We start from the raw sequence: 20,390 nt of genomic DNA on the forward strand, positions 1-20,390 counted from the left end.
TACAAGTGCGCGCATTTTATCAGGTTTGCTGACGCCAAAACGCGCGTTGGCTTGATGGTCGATCAAGCGCCGGTCCGCCTGAAAAACGGGATACGGCGCGGATGGTAAACGAAAACCGTTACGACATGTACATGCCGCCGTTCACGTGCAGCGTCGTGCCGGTGATGTAACCGGCCTGCGGCGATGCGAGGAACGCGACGGCATGGGCGATGTCCTCCGGGCTGCCGAGGCGGCCGAGCGGAATCTGGGTCTTGAGCGCGGCCTGCTGTTCTTCCGGCAGCGTCTTCGTCATGTCGGTGTCGATGAAGCCCGGCGCCACGCAGTTCACCGTGATGCCGCGGCTGCCGATTTCACGCGCGAGCGCACGCGTCATGCCCGCGACGCCGGCCTTTGCGGCCGCGTAGTTGACCTGGCCCGGATTGCCGGCCGAGCCGACTACCGACGTGATGTTGATGATACGGCCGCCGCGCGCCTTCATCATCGGGCGCAGCACCGCGCGCGACAGACGGAACACCGACTTCAGGTTGGTGTCGATCACCGCGTCCCAGTCCTCGTCCTTCATCCGCATCGCGAGCTGGTCCTGCGTGATGCCCGCGTTGTTGACGAGCACGTTCAGCGCACCGAATTCCTTCACGGTCGCATCGATCAGCGCCTCGGCGGCGGCCGCGTCGTTGACGTTCAGCACCGCGCCGCGGCCCGTGACACCCGCTTCCGCGAACGCCGCGGTGATCGCGGCGGCGCCCGATTCGCTCGTCGCCGTGCCGATCACCGTCGCGCCCAGGCGCGCGAGTTCGAGCGCGATCGAACGGCCGATGCCGCGCGACGCGCCGGTCACGATCGCAACCTGTTTATCGAGAGTCTTGTCCATGAATCGAATATCCGTTGTTTGGGAAAAGGCGCCGCGTCAGGCGGTCGCGAGCTTGAGCGCTTCGTCGAGCGAAGCCGGATCGAATACCGAGGCGCCGACCAGGTTGCCGTCGATGCGCTTCGTCAGGCCGGCGAGCACCTTGCCCGGACCGCATTCGATCACGTGCGTGACGCCCGTGCCGGCGATGTGCCGCACGCACTCGACCCAGCGCACCGGGCCCGCGGCCTGGCGCACCAGCGCATCCTTGATCGCGGCCGGATCGCTGACCACGGCGACGTCGATGTTGTTGACGACCGGAATCTGCGGCGCCTTCACGTCGACGTTCGCGAGATAGTCGCGCAACTGATCCGACGCCGGCTTGAGCAACGACGAATGGAACGGCGCCGACACCGGCAGCGGCAGCGCGCGCTTCGCGCCCTTCGCCTTCGCGATTTCGCATGCCTTTTCGACTGCGGCCTTGCTGCCTGCGATCACCACCTGCGCGGGCGCATTGAAGTTCACCGCTTCGACGACACCCGCTTCCGCGGCTTCGGCGCATACCGCGCGCACCGTGTCGTCGTCGAGGCCCAGGATCGCGGCCATGCCGCCCTGGCCCACCGGCACGGCCGTCTGCATGGCCTGCGCGCGGAAGCGCACGAGCGGCACTGCGTCCTTGAACGCGAGCGCGCCGGCCGCGACGAGCGCCGTGTATTCACCGAGGCTGTGGCCGGCGACGATCGACGGCGCCGGGCCGCCTGCCTGCTGCCACGCGCGATAGCACGCGTACGCCGCGGTCAGCATCACGGGCTGCGTGTTGGTGGTCAGGTTCAGCTCTTCGGCCGGGCCTTCGGCGATCAGCTTGCCGAGATCCTGATTGAGTGCATCGGATGCTTCCTGGAGCGTCTCGCGCACGACGGCCAGATCGGCGAATGCGTCGAGCATCCCGATCGCCTGCGAACCCTGCCCCGGAAAAACGAATGCAAATTTCATATCGTCCCCAATTGAATCGATTCGGACGGCGCGCACGAACGGCGCGCCGATGGGACCCGCGCGCGGCAATGCGCGCCGCGGATCAGAAGCGGAAGACCGACGCGCCCCAGGTGAAGCCGCCGCCGACGCCTTCGATCAGCACGTGCTGGCCACGCTGGATGCGGCCGTCGCGCACCGCGGCGTCGAGCGCCAGCGGGATCGACGCGGCCGACGTGTTGCCGTGCTGGTCGACCGTCACGACCATGCGCTCCTGCGGCAGGCCGAGCTTGCGGCAGGTGCTGGTCATGATGCGGATGTTGGCCTGGTGCGGAATCAGCCAGTCGATTTGCTCGGGCGCGAGATTCGCCTTCGCGAGCGCCTCGATCGCGACCTTTTCGAGCACGTTGACCGCGAGCTTGAACACGGCCTGCCCGTCCATGTGCAGAAACGCGCTGCCGTCGATCACGCCGCGATTGACGTTGCCCGGCGTGCACAGGATGTTCGAGTAGCTGCCGTCCGCGTGCAGCGCGCTGCCGAGCACGCCCGGCTCTTCCGACGCGGACAGGATCACCGCGCCCGCGCCGTCGCCGAACAGCACGCAGGTCGTGCGGTCCTTGAAGTCGAGAATGCGCGAGAACGTCTCCGCGCCGACGATCAGCGCGGTGCGGTGCTGGCCGCTGCGGATGAAGCTGTCGGCCGTCGCCATCGCGTATGCGAAGCCCGAACACACGGCCTGCACGTCGAATGCCGCGCCGCCGTTCTTGATGCCGAGCTTGTTCTGCAGCAGGCACGCGGTGCTCGGGAACACGAAATCGGGGGTCGAAGTCGCGACGATGATCAGGTCGATCGACTGCGGATCGACACCGGCCGCTTCGATCGCACGACGCGACGCCTCGAGCGCGAGATCGCTCGTCGTGACGTCCGGTGCGGCGAAATGGCGCGCATGGATGCCCGTGCGCGCCACGATCCATTCATCGCTCGTCTCGATGCCTTCCTTCGCAAGACGATCGGTCAGCTGCTGGTTCGTGACGCGGTCGGGCGGCAGGTAGCTGCCCGTGCCGAGCACGCGGGAATAGAGGGTCGATTGGGCCATTTATGCTTTAGAGGATTGCGCAGCGGAAGGTTCGGCGTGATGGCCTGCGGCCGGGCTTGCTTGGCCCGCGCCGCCCGCGTCGTGTTCGCCGTCGCCGAGCGACACTGAATTATCCGCCATCGCGCGCGCGAGGCGCTCCAGCACCCCGTTTTTGACGGCATCATACCCGCGTTTGATCGCCCACTCAAACGCGTAGGCGTCGGCCGAACCGTGGCTCTTGATCACGAGGCTCTTCAGCCCCAGCAGCGCCGCGCCGTTGTACTGGCGGTGGTCGACGCGCTTCTTGAAACGCATCAGCACGGGCAGCGCGAGCAGTGCCATCAGCTTCGACATCAGCGAGCGGCCGAACTCCTCGCGGATGATGTCCGACAGCATCTGCGCGAGCCCTTCCGACGTCTTCAGCGCGACGTTGCCGACGAAGCCGTCGCACACGATCACGTCGACGGTGCCCTTGTAGATGTCGTTGCCTTCCACGTTGCCGCGGAAATTGAGCGTGCTGGCGCGCAGCAGCTCGCCTGCGCGCTTGATCGTCTCGTTGCCCTTGATGACCTCTTCGCCGATGTTCAGCAGGCCGATCGTCGGGCGCTCCTTGCCTTCGAGCGCGGCCACGAGCGCGTGCCCCATCTCTGCGAACTGCAGCAGGTGCTGCGGCTCGCAGTCGACGTTCGCGCCGAGGTCCAGCATCATCGTGTAGCCGGTCGGGTTCGGCAGCGCGAACGCGATCGCGGGCCGCTCGATGCCGGGCAGCGTCTTGAGTACGTAACGGGAAACCGCCATCAGCGCGCCGGTATTGCCGGCGGAGATGCAGGCCTGCGCCGCGCCTTCCTTGACGTGGTTGAGCGCGACGCGCATCGAAGAATCCTTCTTCTTGCGCAGCGCGACTTCGACAGGGTCGTCCATCGCCACGACTTCGGTGGCGGGCACGATGGTCAACGCGGGATCGTCGAGGGCTTTCAGCTTCTTCAGCTGAGCGCGAATCGCGCTTTCGATGCCGACGAGCATCAGGTGCGCATCGGGATGCGCGCGGACGAACTTGACTGCCGCGGGAACGGTCACGGACGGGCCGTGGTCGCCTCCCATGCAATCGATTGTGAGCTTTACGGTCATGGAATGCGACGAATTTCAGGCACAAAAAAGCGGCAGTTGAATGCCGCCTTTTTGTTGAGCCAGGAAAGTGTCAAGCGAACCAGTTGTCACGCGAACGGCGAGCGTAGCGCGCAACGCGTGACTTGACGCTTAGTCGTTCTTCGTCTTGACGACTTTCTTGCCGCGATAGTAGCCGTTCGGGCTGACGTGGTGACGCAGGTGCACTTCACCCGTGCTCGGCTCGACTGCCAGCGGCGCTGCCGTCAGGAAATCGTGCGAACGATGCATGCCGCGCTTCGACGGCGACTTCTTGTTTTGCTGGACTGCCATGACTAACTCCTAAATAATTTTCCGGATTCTAACACAGCCCGATCCGGCGCTTAACTACCCTGGCCCAAAGCCCTTACGCCTTCCCGCGCCACAACTGCTTAGTGTTTCTTGGTGCCGTCACCGTCCTTCTTCAACGCTTGCAGCGCTGCGAACGGATTCGGCCGTTTGCCTTCGTCCCCGGCTTCGTCGGACTCCTCGTCCTCCTCTTCCGCGGGACCGCTCGCACCCGACACGAGGCTTTCGTGAACTGCCGGGCAAACCTCGTGCTTGGGCACGAGCGGCAACGAAAGCAGCAATTCCTCTTCGATCAAGTCGACGAGATCGAACTGGCGTGAGCCCACGATCACATCGGCTTCATCGTCGTCGAGCGGAAATTCTTCAGCTTCTTCTTCGGTCGCGACGACGCGGTACGTCATGTCGACGTCGAACGTCTGGTCGTACGGCGTCATGCAGCGCTGGCACGTGAGCCACGCATGGCCATGCACCGCGAGGCGCAGATACGGCTGCTGCCCGTCGGCGCCGTCGTCCTGCAACTCCTTCTGCGTGAACCCTTCCGCCTGCCACGTGAAGACCGTGTCGCGATCTGGCGCGTCCGTCGGCACTTCGTTTAACATGCGCGGCAGTTGCGAGAGGTGTACCGCGCCAGCTGCCTGCCGCCCGCTGCGGGCGAACTCGAACAGGTCGACCGCGTGCGGATCGAGCGCCGCCGCAGGTTTGCCAGAAGAAGTGTTCATGTGCGCTCCTGCCTACAGGCTGACTTGCGGGATCCGGCTTGGCACCGCTCGCGTACGGCTCATCGAGGATGACGTACTTTACTTCCGAAGACCCGGCAGGCGCCACCACAACGGATGCCTGCCGACGAAAAGCGGGAAAGCATACCTGTTTTACCTTTTGCGGTCAATCACTTAAGCTTGCGTCCGCGCAACGCCGCGCCCCACCTGACGACTCACCGATCCAACCGACCATGCCGGATACCGTTTGCCGCCCGCCGCGGCTGATTCTTGCCTCCAGTTCCCGTTACCGCCGGGCGCTCCTCGAGCGCCTCGGCGTACCGTTCGACGTCGTGTCGCCCGACCTCGACGAAACCCCGCTGGCCGGCGAAACGCCGGCCGCGACCGCGCTGCGCCTCGCCGGCGCGAAGGCGCGCGCCGTGGCCGCGACGATCGACGCGCCGGACGGCGTGCTTGTGATCGGGTCGGACCAGGTCGCGACCTTCGACGGCCACCAGATCGGCAAGCCCGGCACGCACGAGCGCGCGCTCGCGCAACTCGTGTCGATGCAGGGCCGCGAAGTCGAATTCCACAGCGCGCTCTGCCTGTACGACAGCCGGACGGACGACGCGCAGGTCGAGGACATCGTCACGCACGTGCGCTTCCGCTCGCTGCCCGAGGCCGAACTCGACGCCTACCTGCGCGCGGAAACGCCGTACGACGTGGCCGGCAGCGCGAAGTCCGAAGGGCTTGGCATCGCCCTGCTCGATGCAATCGACTCGGACGACCCGACCGCGCTCGTCGGCCTGCCGCTGATCGCCCTCACGCGGATGCTGCGCGCCGCCGACTACCCGCTGTTTGCAACCACCCGTGGAGACCGCGCATGACCGCCGGCACGCTTTATCTCGTCCCGAACACACTCGGCGAAGGCGACGAATCGATGCTCGCCGCCGTGCTGCCCGCCGCCGTGCAGGCGCGCGCCGGCACGCTCGGCTACTACATCGGCGAGAACGCGAAAACGACGCGCGCGTTTCTGAAGAAGATCGGCACGACGCGCCCGATCCAGGAAATCGAGATCAGCGAGCTGAACGTCAATACGCCGGCCGGCGCCATCGACCGGCTGCTCGCGCCGGTACTGGCCGGCGCGGACGCCGGCCTCGTGTCGGAGGCCGGCTGCCCGGCCGTCGCCGATCCCGGCGCGCTGCTGGTACGCCGCGCGCACGAGCGTGGCGTGAAGGTCGTGCCGCTCGTCGGGCCGAGTTCGATCCTGCTCGCGCTGATGGCGTCGGGCCTGAACGGCCAGAGCTTCGCGTTCAACGGCTATCTGCCGGTCGATGCGGCCGCGCGCGCGAAACGCCTGCGCGAACTCGAGCAACTGTCGCGCAAGGGGCGCCAGACGCAGATCTTCATCGAAACGCCGTACCGGAATCACGCAATGCTCGACACGCTGGTCGCGACCTGCGCGCCGTCGACGCAAATCTGCGTCGCGGCCGATCTGACCCTCGCGACCGAGACGATCGCGAGCCGCACTGTGGCGGACTGGAAAAAGGCGCCTGCACCGAATCTGCACAAGCGCCCCGCGATCTTCCTGCTGCTCGCGAACTGATGCCGAGAACGGCGATCAGTTAATTGAAAGGCGGGCCATCGCGGCCCGCCGATTGTCGCCGGTCGCCGGTCGCCGGTCGCCGGTCGTCAGCCGTCAGCCGTCAGCCGTCAGCCGTCAGCCGTCAGCCGTCAGCCGTCAGCGCAGACTGACCGACGCGCCGCCGGCCGTCAGCGCCTTCATCGCGGCGCCCCCGACGGCCGCGCCGAATTTGCGCGCGACGCGATTCGTCAGGCTTTCCTTCACCGTATAGTCGACCAGATCCGGCGCCTTCAGCACGTCGCGCGCGACCGTGTCGGTCGTGCCGTAGCCGTCGGCGAGCCCGAGCTCGACGCTCTTCTCGCCGGTCCAGAACAGGCCCGAGAACATGTCGGGCGTCTCGTGCAGCCGCTTGCCGCGGCCATCCTTCACGGCCTTGATGAACTGCGCATGCACCTGGTCGAGCAGCGCCTGCGCGTGCGCGTCCATCTTCGGCGTTTCCGGCGAGAACGGATCGTAGAAGCCCTTGTTTTCGCCCGACGTATGCAGGCGCCGCTCGACCCCGAGCTTGCCCATCAGCCCGGTGAAGCCGAATCCGTCCATCAGCACGCCGATCGACCCGACGATGCTCGCCTTGTCGACGAAGATCTTGTCGGCCGCGGACGCGATGTAATAGCCGCCCGACGCACACATGTCGGTCACGACGACGTACAGCGGCTTGTCCGGATACTTGCCGCGCAACCGCCGGATCTCGTCGTAGACCATGCCGGCCTGCACCGGGCTGCCGCCCGGGCTGTTGATCCGCAGCACCACGCCGACCGCGCTGTCGTCGTCGAACGCGGCGTCGAGCGCCGTGTTGATGTCGTCGGCGTTCGCGTTGACGCCGGCCGCGATCTCGCCGTCGATCGTCACGAGCGCCGTATGCCGCCCGCTCGACGAGAACTTCGAATCGCTGGAGAAATCGATCAGCGCGAACGCGAGCAGCACGAACACGCCGAGAAACGCGAAGCGGAAGAAGATCTTCCAGCGCCGTGCGGCACGCTGCTCCTTGACGGCCGCGAGCGCGATCCGCTCGAGCGCCGCGCGCTCCCAGCTCGGTTCACGGCTGTCGGGACGGGAGGAGGAATCCGGGGAATTCGGTTGGTCGGCCATGCAGTGATGTCGTCAGTCGGTCGTGGCGGGAGTGGCAGGATGCAGATCGGCATCGGGTACCCAGAATACCGCACGGCCGTCGGGCGTGTCGCGCTCGTCGACCTCGACCGGCCGCAGGCGGCCGCCGCGGCACGGGCCGCCGACGCACTTGCCGGTATCCGGCGCGTAGATCGCGCCGTGCGTCGCGCACATCAGATAAAGGCCCGACGACTCGAAGAACTGCCCTTCGGCCCAGTCGAGCTCCATCGGCACATGCGCGCAGCGGTTCAGGTAGCCGTAGGCGCGGCCGTCGTAGCGCACGAAGAACACGACGGCCTGCTCGCCGCGCAGTGTCGCGTCGACCCGCACGCCGGCGCCGCCGTCGGTCAGTGCGGCCGATGCGCACACGCGCACGGCGTCCGGCGCCGCGCTCATGCGTGCTCCCGCAGCCAGGCGGCCAGCGCGCCGACGTCCGGCGCGACGAAGCGCGGCGTGAGCGCCGCCAGCGCATCGGCCGTGTGCGCGCCGTACGCGACACCGACGCCGGCCGCGCCGGCGCTGGCGGCCATCTGCAGGTCGTGCGTGGTGTCGCCGATCATCACGGTGCGCGCCAGATCCTGCCCCAATTCCCGCGACAACTCGTGCAGCATCGCCGGATGCGGCTTCGAGAACGTCTCGTCCGCGCAGCGCGTCGCGTCGAACCAGCTCGTCAGCTTCGACTGGTCGAGCACGCGGTTCAGCCCGACCCGACCCTTGCCGGTAGCGACGGCGAGCAGGTAGCCCGTGTCGCGCAGTTCGGCGAGCAGCTCGCGCACACCGGCGAACAGCTCGATGCGCTGGTCGTCGAGCAGATAGTGATAGCGGTAGCGCTCGGCCAGCCGCGCGTAGTCGGACGGATCGAGGGTCGGCGCCGTGATCTGCAGTGCATCGCGCAGGCCGAGGCCGATCACGTAACGGGACGCCTCGTCGGACGGCGTGGGCAGGCCGAGATCGCGGCATGCCGCCTGGATGCTGTGCGCGATGTGCGCAGTCGAATCCATCAGCGTGCCGTCCCAGTCGAAGACGATCAGGTCAAATTGCTGTCGAGCCATGCGGTTCAGGCGGTATCGCGCAATGCGCTGAGTTGATCGAGAAAGCGCCGGCATTCGGCCGGCAGCGGCGCATCGAACTGCAGCGCCTCGCCGGTCAGCGGATGCGCGAGCTTGAGGCGGTGCGCATGCAGGAACATCCGTTTGAGCGACGGCTGCGCATTCGCGCGCGCCAGCGCCTTGTTCAGTGCGAAATCGCCGTATTTGGCGTCGCCGGCGATCGGCAGGCCGAGATGGGCGAGGTGCACTCGGATCTGATGGGTCCGACCCGTTTTGAGTTCCGCTTCGACGAGCACATAGTCGGGCCACCGATCGACGAGATTGAACACCGTATGCGACGCCAGCCCGTCGTCCTGCACGCGCACGCGGCGCTCCCCTTCCGGGGTCGAATACTTGAACAGCGGCGCCTTCACCGCGCGGCGCCGGCCCCAGTCGGGCTGCCATTCGCCGTGCGCGCACGCGAAGTAGCGCTTGTCCATCCGGTTCTCGCGGATCTGCTCGTGCAGGCCCACGAGCGCCGTGCGCTTCTTCGCGAGCATCAGGATCCCGGACGTCTCGCGGTCGAGCCGGTGCACCAGTTCGAGGAATTTCGCGCGCGGGCGCGCCTGCCGCATCTGCTCGATCACGCCGAACGCGACGCCGCTGCCGCCATGGACCGCGACCCCGGCCGGCTTGTCGATGACGAGCATCGCATCGTCCTCGTACAGCACGTCGAAATTCGCGGGCGGCACGACCGGCGTGTCGGCGCGCGCGAGGTCGGCCGCCGCCACGCGCACCGGCGGCACGCGGACGAGGTCGCCCAGTTCGAGGCGGTACTGCGCGTCGATCCGGCCCTTGTTGACCCGTACTTCGCCGCTGCGCAGGATCCGGTAAATATGGCTTTTCGGCACGCCTTTACAGACGCGCAACAGGAAATTGTCGATGCGCTGACCGGCCGAGTTTTCGTCGATCTCGATCATCGATACCTGGCCGCTTGCGACCGAATTCTGGGATATTTTGCCTAACTCATTCATACTGAATATAATTTTGCCCAGCCTGACGTTGTGGGTGGCCTGTTCGGCCGGCCCCGGCTGAATCGGGCAAGGCGCAAGCGCAAACTGCTATTTTACTTGCGCCGGGGGTCCGCTGCTCACCCCTAATCAAAGAGAAGCAGCAAGTTGCACGCACGGCGCCGCCCGTCGGCAAGGATCGCGCCCACAGGCGGATTCGGTCGGCAAGGCGCCGCGGTAACGGAAAGTTGGTTGAAAAGAATTTGATCGGCAGCCCGACGGCGCGAAGTGCGTCCGCAGGCTGCCGGTTGCGAAAATTACGGCGTTGCGCCCGATTTGGCCCCGCGAAGCGTGCGGGGCTTGGCGACGTCAAACCAGGGAAGTACACCCCAAGCGGGAAAGTCGGGCTGGATTCGATACTCCCCGCTGCGGCCCAAGCCGCAGCATCTGCCGCCCGTCGGCGCGCGCGACGCATTGCGCGCGCCCGTGGCAATGCCCGGACAGGCTTAGCGCGCTTTTGCAGCGTGCGGTGTGTGAACGCCGTGCTTTGAAGCCGTATTCGCAGGTGCCCTATGGCCGCCGGCCCCGTCTTTCGGGCCCAAGCGCCTCTTCAGGCAATTCTCCCCGCCAGCATTCCCGCTCCAGCGTGCTCGTGACAACACAACAAGGTGCGGCCTGTCGTCGTTCCCGCCCTCGCGCCTGACAACCGCGAGGCGCCGGCAGCGGAGCCGCCTGGAGTCGTTCATGAAACGCATGCTGTTCAATGCGACGCAGCAGGAGGAGCTGCGCGTCGCCATCGTCGATGGGCAAAAGCTCATCGACATCGACATCGAAACCGCCGGGCGCGAACAGCGCAAAGGCAATATCTACAAAGGTGTCATCACCCGTATCGAGCCGTCGCTCGAAGCGTGCTTCGTCAACTACGGCGAAGACCGCCACGGCTTCCTGCCGTTCAAGGAAGTCGCCCGCCAGTACTTCAAGGAAGGCATCGACATGCGCTCCGCGCGCATCCAGGATGCCCTGCGCGAAGGCCAGGAGCTGATCGTCCAGGTCGAGAAGGAAGAGCGTGGCAACAAGGGCGCCGCCCTCACCACCTTCATCTCGCTCGCCGGCCGCTACCTCGTGCTGATGCCGAACAATCCGCGCGGCGGCGGCGTGTCGCGCCGGATCGAAGGCGACGAGCGCCAGGAACTGCGCGAAACGATGGCGCAGCTGCAGATTCCGGACGGCATGAGCATGATCGCCCGTACCGCGGGCATCGGCCGCAGCGCCGAGGAACTGCAGTGGGACCTGAACTACCTGCTGCAACTGTGGCGCGCGATCGAGGCCGCCTCGCAAAGCGGCAATTCCGGCCAGCCGATGCTGATCTATCTGGAATCGAGCCTCGTGATCCGCGCGATCCGGGACTATTTCCAGCCGGATATCGGCGAAATCCTGATCGACACGAACGAAATCCACGATCAGGCCCGCGCGTTCATGGACATCGTGATGCCGGACAACGTCGCGAAGGTGAAGCGCTACCACGACGACGTGCCGCTGTTCTCCCGCTTCCAGATCGAGCACCAGATCGAAACCGCGTACTCGCGTACGGTCCCGCTGCCGTCCGGCGGCGCGATCGTGATCGACCACACCGAAGCGCTCGTCGCGATCGACGTGAACTCGGCACGCGCGACCAAGGGCGCGGACATCGAGGAAACGGCCACCCGCACGAACCTCGAAGCGGCGGACGAAGTCGCCCGCCAGCTGCGCCTGCGCGACCTCGGCGGCCTGATCGTGATCGATTTCATCGACATGGAATCGGCGAAGAGCCAGCGTGAAGTCGAGCAACGCCTGAAGGACGCGCTCAAGCACGACCGTGCGCGCGTGCAGATGGGCAAGATCTCCCGCTTCGGCCTGATGGAGCTGTCGCGCCAGCGTCTGCGTCCGGCGCTGTCGGAAGGCAGCCACGTGACGTGCCCGCGCTGCAACGGCACCGGCCACATCCGCGATACCGAATCGTCCGCGCTGCAGGTCCTGCGGATCATTCAGGAAGAAGCGATGAAGGAAAACACCGCGGCGATCCACTGCCAGGTGCCCGTCGAGGTGACCGCCTTCCTGCTCAACGAAAAGCGTCAGGAAATCAACAAGATCGAGTCGCGCTTCAAGGTCGGCATCGTGCTGATCCCGAACAAGCACCTCGATACGCCGCACTACAAGCTCGAGCGCCTGCGTCACGACGACGCGCGCCTCGACGATCCGCGCGCGTCCTGGAAGATGGCCGAGGAAGCAGCCCGCGAGCTCGAGTCGGAAACCGGCTACAGCAAGCGTGCCGCCGAAGTGAAGCCGAAGCAGGAAGCCGCGGTCAAGGGCATCACGCCCGAGCGTCCCGCACCGAGCGCGGCGCCGCAGCGTCCGGTCGAGCCCGTTGCCGCCCCCGCCCCTGCGCCCGTCGCAGCGGCAAGCGGCGGTTTCATCGGCTGGCTGAAGGGCCTGTTCGGCGTGTCGCCGGCACCGGCGCCCGCACCGGTTGCTCCGGCACCGGCGAAGGAGCAGGCAGCCCGTCCGGCTCGCGAACGCACCGAAAAGACCGAGCAACGCGGCGGCGATCGCAACCGCAACCGTCGCGGCGGCGCCCAGCAGGCGCAAGGCGGCCGCGACCAGGCAGCAGCAGGCCGTGGTCAGCCGCAACGCCAGGAACGCGAAGGCAAGGAAGTGCGCGAACCGCGTGAAGGCCGTGAGCCGCGCGAGGGCCGTGAGCTGCGTGAAGGTCGCGAGGGCCGCGAAGGTCGCGAGAACCGTGAGGGTCGCGAAGGTCGCGAGGGCCGTGGTCCGCGCGAAGGTCGCGAGCCGCGTGAAGGCCGTGAGCCGCGCGAACCGCGCGAAAATCGCGAGCCGCGCGAGCGTGCCGAACAGCCGGAAGGCGGCGACGCAGCCGGCCGTGGCGAGCGCCAGGAACGCGGCGAGCGTCGCGAGCGCGGCGAACGCCGCAAGCCGACCCAGCATGCGGCCACGCTCGAGACCGTCACCCGCGGTGAAAACCATCCGGAACCGGAAACCGACAAGGCTGTTGCAGAAGCCCTGCCCGGCGCGGAACTGGCAGCCGATGCGGAAGCCGGCGCACGTGACGGCGAAGAACGTCGCCGTCGCCGTCGCGGCCGCCGCGGCGGTCGTCGCGAGCGCGAGGAAGACGGCGCAGTCGACCAGGCCGAGCAAGGCATCGAAGTCGAAGGTGAAGTCGCGGCGCAAGCCGTGACGCCGGCCGCACCGGTCGCAGCCGAACCGGCCCATACGGCCGCACCGGCAGTCGTCGCGGCCGTGGCCAGCGCGGTCGCCGTCGAAGCCGTCGTCGAGCAGCATGCCGCACCGGCCGCTGTCGAAGCGCAGCCGGCACCGGCACGCGTCGAGACGGCTCCGGCCGCCCCGGTCGAGCCCGCCGTCGCCGTCCAGGCAGCAGAACCGGCACCGGTCGCACCGGTGATCGCGGAAGCGGGCCCGGCTCCGGTCGCGGTGTCGCCGACCGACGCGTTCGAAGTGCCGGCAACCGCGCCGGCCGCTGTCGAGGCGCCGCAAGCTGCGCCGGTCGAGCAAGCTGCTCCGGCCGCCGTCGCGATCGAAGCCGCTCCGGTGGCAGCCGAACCGGCACCGGTCGAAGCCGCCCCGGCCGAGGCCGTCGCTGCACCGGCACCGGTACCGACGCCGGCTCCCGCCCCCGCACAACCGGCAGCCGCGCCCGCTTCGGCGAGCCTGGATGTCGTGCTGGAGCAGGCCGGTCTCGTCTGGGTGAACACGGACGCCGACAAGTTCGCGGCCGCGCAGGAAGCCGCGTCGCGGCTCCCGCGCCCGGCCCGCGTGCCGCGCGAACGCAAGGTGCTGCCGCCGGCCGATACGGCCCCGATGCAGCAGGTCGAAACGACGCACCACTGAACGGCGCATCGCACGACCAGGAAAAGCCCGCCTCCGGCGGGCTTTTTCACGTCCGCGCTGCGGGTTTCCGCCCCCCGGCCCCGCCGTCCGGTTGCGGCTAAAATAGCGGTCTGGTTCGCACTTCTTCCAACATGTCCCGACGCATCATTCCTCTCGCCGACGTCAGCGGGATGCCGGACGTCTCCGGCGTCGCGCATGCCCCCGACGGCACGCTGGCCGACACGTTCGCCAGGCCGCTGCGCGACCTGCGCATTTCGGTGACGGACCGCTGCAACTTCCGTTGCGTGTACTGCATGCCACGCGCGGTGTTCGACAAGGACTACCCGTTCCTGCCGCACAGCGCGCTGCTCACGCACGAGGAAATCGAGCGCGTGGCGCGGCTCTTCGTCGCGCACGGCGTCGAGAAAATCCGCATCACGGGCGGTGAGCCGCTGCTGCGCAAGAACCTCGAATTCCTGATCGAGCGCCTCGCGCGCCTGACGACGCACGCCGGCCGCCCGCTCGACCTGACCCTGACGACCAACGGCTCGCTGCTCGCACGCAAGGCGCGCGCGCTGAAGGACGCCGGGCTCACGCGCGTCACGGTCAGTCTCGATGCGCTCGACGACGCGCTGTTCAAGCGCATGAACGATGCCGAGTTCGCGAGCGCCGACGTGCTCGACGGCATCTTCGCCGCACAGGCCGCGGGCCTCGCGCCGGTCAAGGTCAACATGGTCGTGAAGCGCGGCACCAACGACAGCGAGATCCTGCCGATGGCCGAGCGCTTCCGCGGCACCGGCGTGATCCTGCGTTTCATCGAATACATGGACGTCGGCACGTCGAACGGCTGGAACATGACCGAGGTGCTGCCGTCGGCGGACGTCGTCGCGCGTATCGCCGAACATTTCCCGCTCGTGCCGCTCGAGCCGCACACGGCGGCCGAAACCGCGCAGCGCTGGGCCTATGCGGACGGCAGCGGCGAGATCGGCGTGATCTCGAGCGTCACGCAGGCCTTCTGCGGCGACTGCACGCGCGCGCGGCTGTCGACCGAAGGCAAGCTGTACCTGTGCCTGTTCGCGTCGACCGGCCACGACCTGCGCGCACTCGTGCGCGGCGGCGCGAGCGATGCCGAGATCGCGACTGCGATCGCCCGCATCTGGCAGGCGCGCACCGACCGCTATTCGCAGCTGCGCGGCAGCGCATCGGCCGATACCGCGCCCGACGGCGCCGGCAAGCGCGTCGAAATGTCGTATATCGGCGGCTGACGCACGCCGCTCTGTCCACCCTGCGCACGATGCCCACCCCCGCCTCCCCGTCGATCGCCGGCCTGCTGCTCGCAGGCGGGCGCGCCACCCGCATGGATGGTGTCGACAAGGGCCTGCAATTGCTCGACGGTACGCCGCTCGCGCTGCACGTGCTGCGCCGGCTGGCGCCGCAGGTCGACGAGACACTGATCAGCGCGAATCGCCATGCCGATCGCTATGCCGAGCTCGGTGCCCCGTTCGACGCGCGCATCATCGCGGATGAAACGCCCGACTTCGCCGGCCCGCTCGCGGGCCTGCTCGCCGGCATGCGCGCGGCGCACGCACCGCTGGTCGCGTGCTCGCCGTGCGATACGCCCTATCTGCCCGTCGACCTCGTCGCACGGCTGCGGGCGGCGCTCGACGCGCAGCAGGCGGACATCGCGATGGCCGTCACCGTCGACGCGCAGCAGGTGCGCTCGCCGCAGCCGACGTTCGCGCTGCTGCGCACGTCGCTGGCCGACGACCTGGCCGCCCGGCTCGCGGCCGGCGACCGCAAGGTGCGTGCGTGGTACGCACGCCACAAGACGGTCGAAGTCGAGTTTCGCGACGAGCGTGCGTTTTACAATGCCAACTCCTGGCAGGAACTCGCCGCGCTGGCCCGTCGCTGACGGCCCTATGCCGTTCCCGCCCGGCGCCCGCCACACGCGAAACCCGCGCCCCGGCACCCTCCTCGCGCCACCGGCCACGAACCCGATACGCCTTGCGGCGCAGTCCGACTGATGATCACGCAATCCTCGCCCGCCTCCCGAACCGCACCCGACCCCGATGCCCCGCTGTCGCTCGCCGACGCGCAGGCGCTCGCGTGCCGCTTCGCGGTGCCCGTCGACGCGTGTGACACGGTGACGCTGCGCGAGGCGCTCGACCGCGTGCTCGCGGCCGACGTGAGCGCGCCGTTCGACATTCCCGCGTACGACAACTCGGCCATGGACGGCTATGCGTTCGACGGCGCCGCCGCGGCATTCGCATCGGCGCAGGGCGAGGTCGCGATGCCGGTCGCCGGCACTGCGTTCGCCGGCCATCCGTTCGACGGCGCCGTGGCGGCCGGTGCATGCGTGCGCATCATGACGGGCGCGCCGATGCCGGCCGGATGCGACACGGTGATTCCGCAGGAACGCGTGCGCGCCGAAGGCGACACGATCCGCTTCGCCGCGCACGACGTCGCGCGCGGCGCGAACTGCCGCCGGGTCGGCGAGGATCTCGCGCGCGGCGCCTGTGCGCTCGCCGCGGGCCGCATCCTGCGGCCGTCCGATCTCGGCCTGCTCGCGTCGTTCGGCATCGCCGACGTCACGGTGCGCCGCCGCGTGCGCGTCGCCGTGTTCTCGACCGGCGACGAGTTGCGCGAGCCCGGCGAACCGCTCAGCCGCGGCGCGCTGTACGACAGCAATCGCGGGATGCTGATCACGATGCTCGAACGGCTGCACGTCGACACGATCGACCTCGGGATCGTCCGCGACGACCCGACCGCGCTCGAAGCCGCATTGCGCAACGCCATCGCCGCGCAAGCCGATGCGGTCATCACGTCGGGCGGCGTGTCGGTCGGCGAAGCCGACTTCACGCGCGACGTGATGGCGCGGCTCGGCGACGTGACGTTCGCGAGTCTCGCGCTGCGGCCCGGCCGGCCGCTCGCGTGCGGCACGCTCGCCCGCGCGGCCGACGGCGCCGGCCACGCGCTGTTCTTCGGGCTGCCCGGCAATCCTGTCGCGTCCGCCGTGACGTTCGTTGCGATCGTGCGCCCTGCGCTGCTCAAGCTGGCCGGCACGCAAACGCCGCCGCCCGCCATGTATACGGCGCTCAGTACGCAGCCGTTGAAGAAGCGTCCCGGCCGCACCGACTACCTGCGCGGCATCGCGACGCGCGCCGCCGACGGCCAATGGCACGTCGCGCCAGCGGGATCGCAAAGCTCCGCGTCGTTGAGCGGTCTGGCCGCCGCCAACTGTTTCATCGTCCTGGGCCACGATACCGCGGCAGTCGACGCGGGCGCCCCGGTCGACATCCTGCCGCTCGACGGCCTGATCTGAATTCCAATCGGTATATCTCTACGGGGGCAATCCGCACATGAAAAAACAAATCTCGTCGATCGCCGCGGGGCAGACCGCAAAGGCGCTGATCCTCGTCTACCTGACGTTCAGCGTGCCGATCGTGCTGCTCGGCATTCTGGTCGCGTATATCCGTTACGGGATGGTCGAGTTGAGCACGATCCTGAGCGCACTGCTGCTGAACGCGATCCTCGGTTTCGTGCTGCTGTGGATCGCGTGCCATGCGTACAACTGGGTCGCATCGCGCTTCGGCGGCATCGAGATCGTGCTGTCCGATCCGCCGGAGGAAGCGTGAGCGGCACGCCGCTGATCCGCGCGGCCGACCCGCGCGACGTCGGCGCGATCCTCGCGCTGATGCGCGAGCTGGCCGAGTTCGAGAAGCTCACGCATCTGTTCGTCGCGACCGAAGCCGATCTCGCCGACGCGCTGTTCGGCGAGCACCCGGCTGCCGAAGCGCTGGTGGCCGAGCGCGACGGCGCGATCGTCGCGTACGCGCTGTTCTTCCACAACTACTCGACGTTCCTCGGCCGCCGCGGGCTCTATCTCGAGGATCTGTACGTGCAGCCGTCGCAGCGCGGCACGGGCCTCGGCACCGCGATGCTGCGTCATCTCGCGGCACTCGCCGTCGAGCGCCGTTGCGCGCGCTTCGAATGGTCGGTCCTCGACTGGAACCAGCCGGCGATCGATTTCTACGAGAAGATGGGCGCGACCGTGCTGCCGGAGTGGCGCATCGTGCGCGTGACGGGCGACGCGCTGGACACGCTCGCCGCGCATTGAGCGCGAGCCGGCCGCGCCGGCGATCGCCGCACAAGAAAACGGGCGCCACGGCGCCCGTTTTTTCCGTCCGGCAGCAGCCGGCAACGCGCGTCACGCGTCGTCCGCATCGGCGCCTTCGGCCCCGTCCGCGCCGAGCAGCCCGGCCGCCGTGTCGCCCGGCAGCGCCTCGACCTGCTTGAGCTTGCGGCTCATCACCCGCGTGCGCTGCTCGGCAGACTCGATCGAACGCGTGACCGTTTCGAGCTGCGCCTTCGTGCGCGCGAGCACGTCGCCGAACTTGCCGAACTCCGTCTTGACCGCGCCGAGCACCTGCCACACCTCGCTCGAGCGCTGCTCGATCGCGAGCGTGCGGAACCCCATCTGCAGGCTGTTCAGCAGCGCGGTGAGCGTGGTCGGCCCGGCGACCGTCACGCGATAGTCGCGCTGCAGCAGGTCGGTCAGCCCCGGACGGCGCAGGATCTCCGCATAGAGCCCCTCGGTCGGCAGGAACAGCAGCGCGAAATCGGTCGTGTGCGGCGGCGCGACGTACTTCTCGGCGATCGTGCGCGCTTCCATCCGCACCCGCGCCTCCAGCGCACGCGCCGCCTCCTCGACGGCCACCGCGTCGGCGCGCTCCTGCGCGTCGATCAGCCGCTCGTAGTCTTCGCGCGGGAATTTCGCGTCGATCGGCAGCCACACCGGCGGCGCATCGCACGTGCCGGCTTCGCGGCCCGGCAGCCGAATCGCGAATTCGACGCGCTCGGTGCTCTTCGGCACCGTCGCGACGTTCTTCGCGTACTGGTCGGCCGTCAGCATCTGTTCGAGCAGCGCTTCGAGTTGCACTTCACCCCAGGTGCCGCGCGTCTTCACGTTGGTCAGCACCTTCTTCAGGTCGCCGACACCGGCCGCGAGGGTCTGCATCTCGCCGAGCCCGCGATGCACCTGCTCGAGCCGGTCCGACACGAGCTTGAACGATTCGCCGAGCCGCTGCTCGAGCGTCGCATGCAGCTTCTCGTCGACGGTGCGACGCATCTCCTCGAGCTTCGCCGCGTTGTTCGTCTCGATTTCCTTCAGCCGCTGTTCGAGCGTCGCACGCACTTCCCCGATCCGGCGATCGTTCGCCTCGGTCAGTTGCGTGAGCTGCCGGTGCAACGTGTCGCCGAACAGCCGCAACGCGCCAGTCTGCTCCTCGCGCGCCTGCTGAGCCTGGCGCTGCAGGCTCTCGCGCATCGCGTCGAACTGCTGCGCGTTGCCGGCGACGAGCTTGCCGAGCTGCTGCGCGAACCCCTCGATCTGGTTGTTCTGCACGGTCGCCACGCTCGTCAGTTGCGCGGCGAGCGTCTGCTGCAACTGGACGAAGCTGCCGGCCAGCTCGGTACGCGAGCCGCGTGCGTTTTCGACGATCTCGCCGCGCAATTCGCGTTCGAGCCGCTCGACCGCGCGCGCCTGAGCATGTGCGGCGTCCTCGATCTGATCGCCGAGCACGGCCGCATCGTCGTGGCGGCCGCCGCGCACGAGCGCGACGATCGCCACCGCGAGCGCGACGGCCAACACGACGACCGCCGCCAGCAACAACGTCATCGTCATGCGCGCGGCTTCCCGATCACGTCAGGGTTGATCGGATTCGGCGGCTGCCCCGCACGCGGCCCCTCGCCGAGCGCGGCGATCAGGTTGTCGGCAGCGAGATTCGCCATCGCGCGGCGGGTCTTTTCGGTCGCGCTCGCGATATGCGGCGTCAGCACGACGTTCGGCACCTCGAGCAGCGCCGGATGCACGCTCGGCTCGCCCTCGTACACGTCGAGGCCGGCCGCGGCGATCGTCCCGTCGCGCAGCGCGGCGGCCAGCGCCGCATCGTCGACGATCCCGCCGCGCGCGATATTGGTCAGCGTCGCCATGGGTTTCATCTTCGCGAGCTCGGCCGCGCCGATCGTGTGATGGTTCTCCTTGGTATACGGCAGCACGAGCACGACATGATCGGCTCGCGCAAGCAGCGCATCCTTCGACACGTATTCGGCATTCAGCTCGGCCTCGATCTCGGGCGCGACCCGCGACCGGTTGTGATAGATCACCTGCATCCCGAAGCCGCGCGCGCGGCGCGCGAGCGCCTGGCCGATACGGCCCATCCCGATCACGCCGAGCGTCGAGCCGTGGATGTCGGTGCCGAGAAAGCCGTCGTACGCCCACTTCTGCCAGTGACCGGCGCGCAGCCAGTGTTCCGATTCGGCGATCCGGCGCGCGGCGGCCATCATCAGCGCCCAGCCGAAATCGGCGGTCGACTCGTTCAGCACGTCGGGCGTGTTGGTGCCGAGCACGTTCGCCGCGTTGAACGCAGCCATGTCGAAGTTGTTGTAGCCGACCGCCATGTTCGCCACGACCCGCAGGCGCGGCGCCGCCGCGAGCGTGGCCGCGCCGACCGGATCGCCGGCCGTCAGCGCGCCGTCCTTGTCGGCCAGACGCGCGGCGAGCGCGTCGGGCGCGAGCGCGTCGCCGTCGTTCCAGTCGACGTCGAAATACTGCTTGAGCCGTTCGATCACGTCCGGAAAGATCGGACGCGCGACCAGGATCTTCTGCATCGCCATCTCCGCAT

General features: G+C 68.1%; 20 protein-coding genes. 8 read left to right on the forward strand and 12 right to left on the reverse strand.

All coding sequences use genetic code 11. The annotated features are described in order from the left end of the window. Positions 1–118: 118 nt before the first annotated feature. From fabG to BLS50_RS03130, 6 genes are all read right to left on the reverse strand, one after another. Entirely contained in the window at positions 119–868 is a 750-nt protein-coding gene (gene fabG, locus BLS50_RS03105) for a 3-oxoacyl-ACP reductase FabG (RefSeq protein WP_006476504.1), read from the reverse strand. A gap of 36 nt (positions 869–904) precedes the next feature. Beyond that, a complete protein-coding gene (fabD, locus tag BLS50_RS03110) occupies positions 905–1,837 on the reverse strand; it encodes an ACP S-malonyltransferase (RefSeq protein ID WP_011694225.1) in 933 nt (310 codons plus the stop codon). 82 nt (positions 1,838–1,919) lie between these two features. Further along, positions 1,920–2,909: a beta-ketoacyl-ACP synthase III gene (locus BLS50_RS03115; RefSeq protein ID WP_006476506.1), complete on the reverse strand. Its 990-nt coding sequence runs from the start codon at positions 2,907–2,909 to the stop codon at positions 1,920–1,922. After that, a complete protein-coding gene (gene plsX / locus BLS50_RS03120; protein ID WP_006476507.1) occupies positions 2,910–4,016 on the reverse strand; it encodes a phosphate acyltransferase PlsX in 1,107 nt (368 codons plus the stop codon). It abuts the gene before it with no gap. Between the two features lie 129 nt (positions 4,017–4,145). Further along, positions 4,146–4,325 (reverse strand): 50S ribosomal protein L32, encoded by a 180-nt coding sequence (rpmF, locus tag BLS50_RS03125; RefSeq protein WP_006051932.1) that lies wholly within the window; start codon positions 4,323–4,325, stop codon positions 4,146–4,148. A gap of 98 nt (positions 4,326–4,423) precedes the next feature. Beyond that, a complete protein-coding gene (locus BLS50_RS03130; RefSeq protein ID WP_027805411.1) occupies positions 4,424–5,059 on the reverse strand; it encodes a YceD family protein in 636 nt (211 codons plus the stop codon). 230 nt (positions 5,060–5,289) lie between these two features. On the opposite strand from BLS50_RS03130, the gene BLS50_RS03135 reads away from it, so the two are divergent. Both BLS50_RS03135 and BLS50_RS03140 read left to right on the forward strand, forming a co-directional pair. After that, positions 5,290–5,922: a Maf-like protein gene (locus BLS50_RS03135; RefSeq protein WP_012328148.1), complete on the forward strand. Its 633-nt coding sequence runs from the start codon at positions 5,290–5,292 to the stop codon at positions 5,920–5,922. Next, positions 5,919–6,641: an SAM-dependent methyltransferase gene (locus BLS50_RS03140; RefSeq protein ID WP_074800710.1), complete on the forward strand. Its 723-nt coding sequence runs from the start codon at positions 5,919–5,921 to the stop codon at positions 6,639–6,641. The genes BLS50_RS03135 and BLS50_RS03140 overlap by 4 nt, the downstream gene beginning before the upstream one ends. Positions 6,642–6,776: 135 nt before the next feature. On the opposite strand, the gene BLS50_RS03145 is transcribed toward BLS50_RS03140, so the two are convergent. From BLS50_RS03145 to BLS50_RS03160, 4 genes are read right to left on the reverse strand one after another with little or no spacing between them, the layout of a single operon-like run. Next, on the reverse strand, positions 6,777–7,769 hold the full coding sequence (locus BLS50_RS03145) for a S49 family peptidase (protein ID WP_074800713.1): 993 nt from the start codon (positions 7,767–7,769) through the stop codon (positions 6,777–6,779). A 12-nt stretch (positions 7,770–7,781) separates the two neighbouring features. Next, a complete protein-coding gene (locus BLS50_RS03150; protein ID WP_011544931.1) occupies positions 7,782–8,183 on the reverse strand; it encodes a Rieske (2Fe-2S) protein in 402 nt (133 codons plus the stop codon). Next, positions 8,180–8,839: an HAD-IA family hydrolase gene (locus BLS50_RS03155; RefSeq protein WP_023475864.1), complete on the reverse strand. Its 660-nt coding sequence runs from the start codon at positions 8,837–8,839 to the stop codon at positions 8,180–8,182. The genes BLS50_RS03150 and BLS50_RS03155 overlap by 4 nt, the downstream gene beginning before the upstream one ends. Positions 8,840–8,844: 5 nt before the next feature. Further along, positions 8,845–9,849, reverse strand: coding sequence for an RluA family pseudouridine synthase (locus tag BLS50_RS03160; protein WP_011544930.1), 1,005 nt, complete (start codon positions 9,847–9,849; stop codon positions 8,845–8,847). 720 nt (positions 9,850–10,569) lie between these two features. Between BLS50_RS03160 and BLS50_RS03165 the strand changes: the two genes are divergently transcribed. The 6 genes from BLS50_RS03165 to BLS50_RS03190 all read left to right on the forward strand — a co-directional run bounded on the left by BLS50_RS03165 (position 10,570) and on the right by BLS50_RS03190 (position 17,824). Beyond that, entirely contained in the window at positions 10,570–13,728 is a 3,159-nt protein-coding gene (locus BLS50_RS03165) for an Rne/Rng family ribonuclease (RefSeq protein WP_074800716.1), read from the forward strand. 131 nt (positions 13,729–13,859) lie between these two features. Beyond that, the gene (moaA, locus tag BLS50_RS03170; protein WP_011544928.1) at positions 13,860–14,972 is read left to right on the forward strand and encodes a GTP 3',8-cyclase MoaA; all 1,113 of its coding nucleotides are present in this window, start codon (positions 13,860–13,862) and stop codon (positions 14,970–14,972) included. 29 nt (positions 14,973–15,001) lie between these two features. Continuing rightward, positions 15,002–15,619 carry a molybdenum cofactor guanylyltransferase MobA gene (gene mobA, locus BLS50_RS03175; protein WP_074800719.1) on the forward strand — a complete coding sequence of 206 codons (618 nt, stop codon included), beginning with the start codon at positions 15,002–15,004 and terminating at the stop codon, positions 15,617–15,619. A 111-nt stretch (positions 15,620–15,730) separates the two neighbouring features. After that, a complete protein-coding gene (moeA, locus tag BLS50_RS03180) occupies positions 15,731–17,029 on the forward strand; it encodes a molybdopterin molybdotransferase MoeA (protein WP_074800721.1) in 1,299 nt (432 codons plus the stop codon). Between the two features lie 37 nt (positions 17,030–17,066). Continuing rightward, positions 17,067–17,342, forward strand: coding sequence for a hypothetical protein (locus BLS50_RS03185; protein WP_006476519.1), 276 nt, complete (start codon positions 17,067–17,069; stop codon positions 17,340–17,342). Next, a complete protein-coding gene (locus BLS50_RS03190) occupies positions 17,339–17,824 on the forward strand; it encodes a GNAT family N-acetyltransferase (RefSeq protein WP_011544925.1) in 486 nt (161 codons plus the stop codon). Before BLS50_RS03185 ends, BLS50_RS03190 begins: the two co-directional genes overlap by 4 nt. A gap of 90 nt (positions 17,825–17,914) precedes the next feature. Here the strand turns inward: BLS50_RS03190 and BLS50_RS03195 are convergent, their stop codons facing one another. Together BLS50_RS03195 and BLS50_RS03200 are read right to left on the reverse strand one after the other, a co-directional pair. Beyond that, on the reverse strand, positions 17,915–19,390 hold the full coding sequence (locus BLS50_RS03195; RefSeq protein WP_074800724.1) for a DNA recombination protein RmuC: 1,476 nt from the start codon (positions 19,388–19,390) through the stop codon (positions 17,915–17,917). After that, on the reverse strand, positions 19,387–20,376 hold the full coding sequence (locus BLS50_RS03200; protein WP_074802752.1) for a 2-hydroxyacid dehydrogenase: 990 nt from the start codon (positions 20,374–20,376) through the stop codon (positions 19,387–19,389). Before BLS50_RS03200 ends, BLS50_RS03195 begins: the two co-directional genes overlap by 4 nt. Between the last annotated feature and the right edge of the window lie 14 nt (positions 20,377–20,390).

Origin of the sequence: Burkholderia orbicola (assembly GCF_900100915.1) — a bacterium.
Taxonomy (GTDB): Bacteria; Pseudomonadota; Gammaproteobacteria; order Burkholderiales; family Burkholderiaceae; genus Burkholderia; species Burkholderia orbicola.

Bases quoted from the DNA above. Each gene is read 5' to 3' on its own strand.
- fabG (WP_006476504.1), bottom strand. From the start codon at position 868: ATGGACAAGACTCTCGATAAACAGGTTGCGATCGTGACCGGCGCGTCG.
- fabD (WP_011694225.1), bottom strand. From the start codon at position 1,837: ATGAAATTTGCATTCGTTTTTCCGGGGCAGGGTTCGCAGGCGATCGGG.
- BLS50_RS03115 (WP_006476506.1), bottom strand. From the start codon at position 2,909: ATGGCCCAATCGACCCTCTATTCCCGCGTGCTCGGCACGGGCAGCTAC.
- plsX (WP_006476507.1), bottom strand. From the start codon at position 4,016: ATGACCGTAAAGCTCACAATCGATTGCATGGGAGGCGACCACGGCCCG.
- rpmF (WP_006051932.1), bottom strand. From the start codon at position 4,325: ATGGCAGTCCAGCAAAACAAGAAGTCGCCGTCGAAGCGCGGCATGCAT.
- BLS50_RS03130 (WP_027805411.1), bottom strand. From the start codon at position 5,059: ATGAACACTTCTTCTGGCAAACCTGCGGCGGCGCTCGATCCGCACGCG.
- BLS50_RS03135 (WP_012328148.1), top strand. From the start codon at position 5,290: ATGCCGGATACCGTTTGCCGCCCGCCGCGGCTGATTCTTGCCTCCAGT.
- BLS50_RS03140 (WP_074800710.1), top strand. From the start codon at position 5,919: ATGACCGCCGGCACGCTTTATCTCGTCCCGAACACACTCGGCGAAGGC.
- BLS50_RS03145 (WP_074800713.1), bottom strand. From the start codon at position 7,769: ATGGCCGACCAACCGAATTCCCCGGATTCCTCCTCCCGTCCCGACAGC.
- BLS50_RS03150 (WP_011544931.1), bottom strand. From the start codon at position 8,183: ATGAGCGCGGCGCCGGACGCCGTGCGCGTGTGCGCATCGGCCGCACTG.
- BLS50_RS03155 (WP_023475864.1), bottom strand. From the start codon at position 8,839: ATGGCTCGACAGCAATTTGACCTGATCGTCTTCGACTGGGACGGCACG.
- BLS50_RS03160 (WP_011544930.1), bottom strand. From the start codon at position 9,849: ATGAATGAGTTAGGCAAAATATCCCAGAATTCGGTCGCAAGCGGCCAG.
- BLS50_RS03165 (WP_074800716.1), top strand. From the start codon at position 10,570: ATGAAACGCATGCTGTTCAATGCGACGCAGCAGGAGGAGCTGCGCGTC.
- moaA (WP_011544928.1), top strand. From the start codon at position 13,860: ATGTCCCGACGCATCATTCCTCTCGCCGACGTCAGCGGGATGCCGGAC.
- mobA (WP_074800719.1), top strand. From the start codon at position 15,002: ATGCCCACCCCCGCCTCCCCGTCGATCGCCGGCCTGCTGCTCGCAGGC.
- moeA (WP_074800721.1), top strand. From the start codon at position 15,731: ATGATCACGCAATCCTCGCCCGCCTCCCGAACCGCACCCGACCCCGAT.
- BLS50_RS03185 (WP_006476519.1), top strand. From the start codon at position 17,067: ATGAAAAAACAAATCTCGTCGATCGCCGCGGGGCAGACCGCAAAGGCG.
- BLS50_RS03195 (WP_074800724.1), bottom strand. From the start codon at position 19,390: ATGACGATGACGTTGTTGCTGGCGGCGGTCGTCGTGTTGGCCGTCGCG.
- BLS50_RS03200 (WP_074802752.1), bottom strand. From the start codon at position 20,376: ATGCAGAAGATCCTGGTCGCGCGTCCGATCTTTCCGGACGTGATCGAA.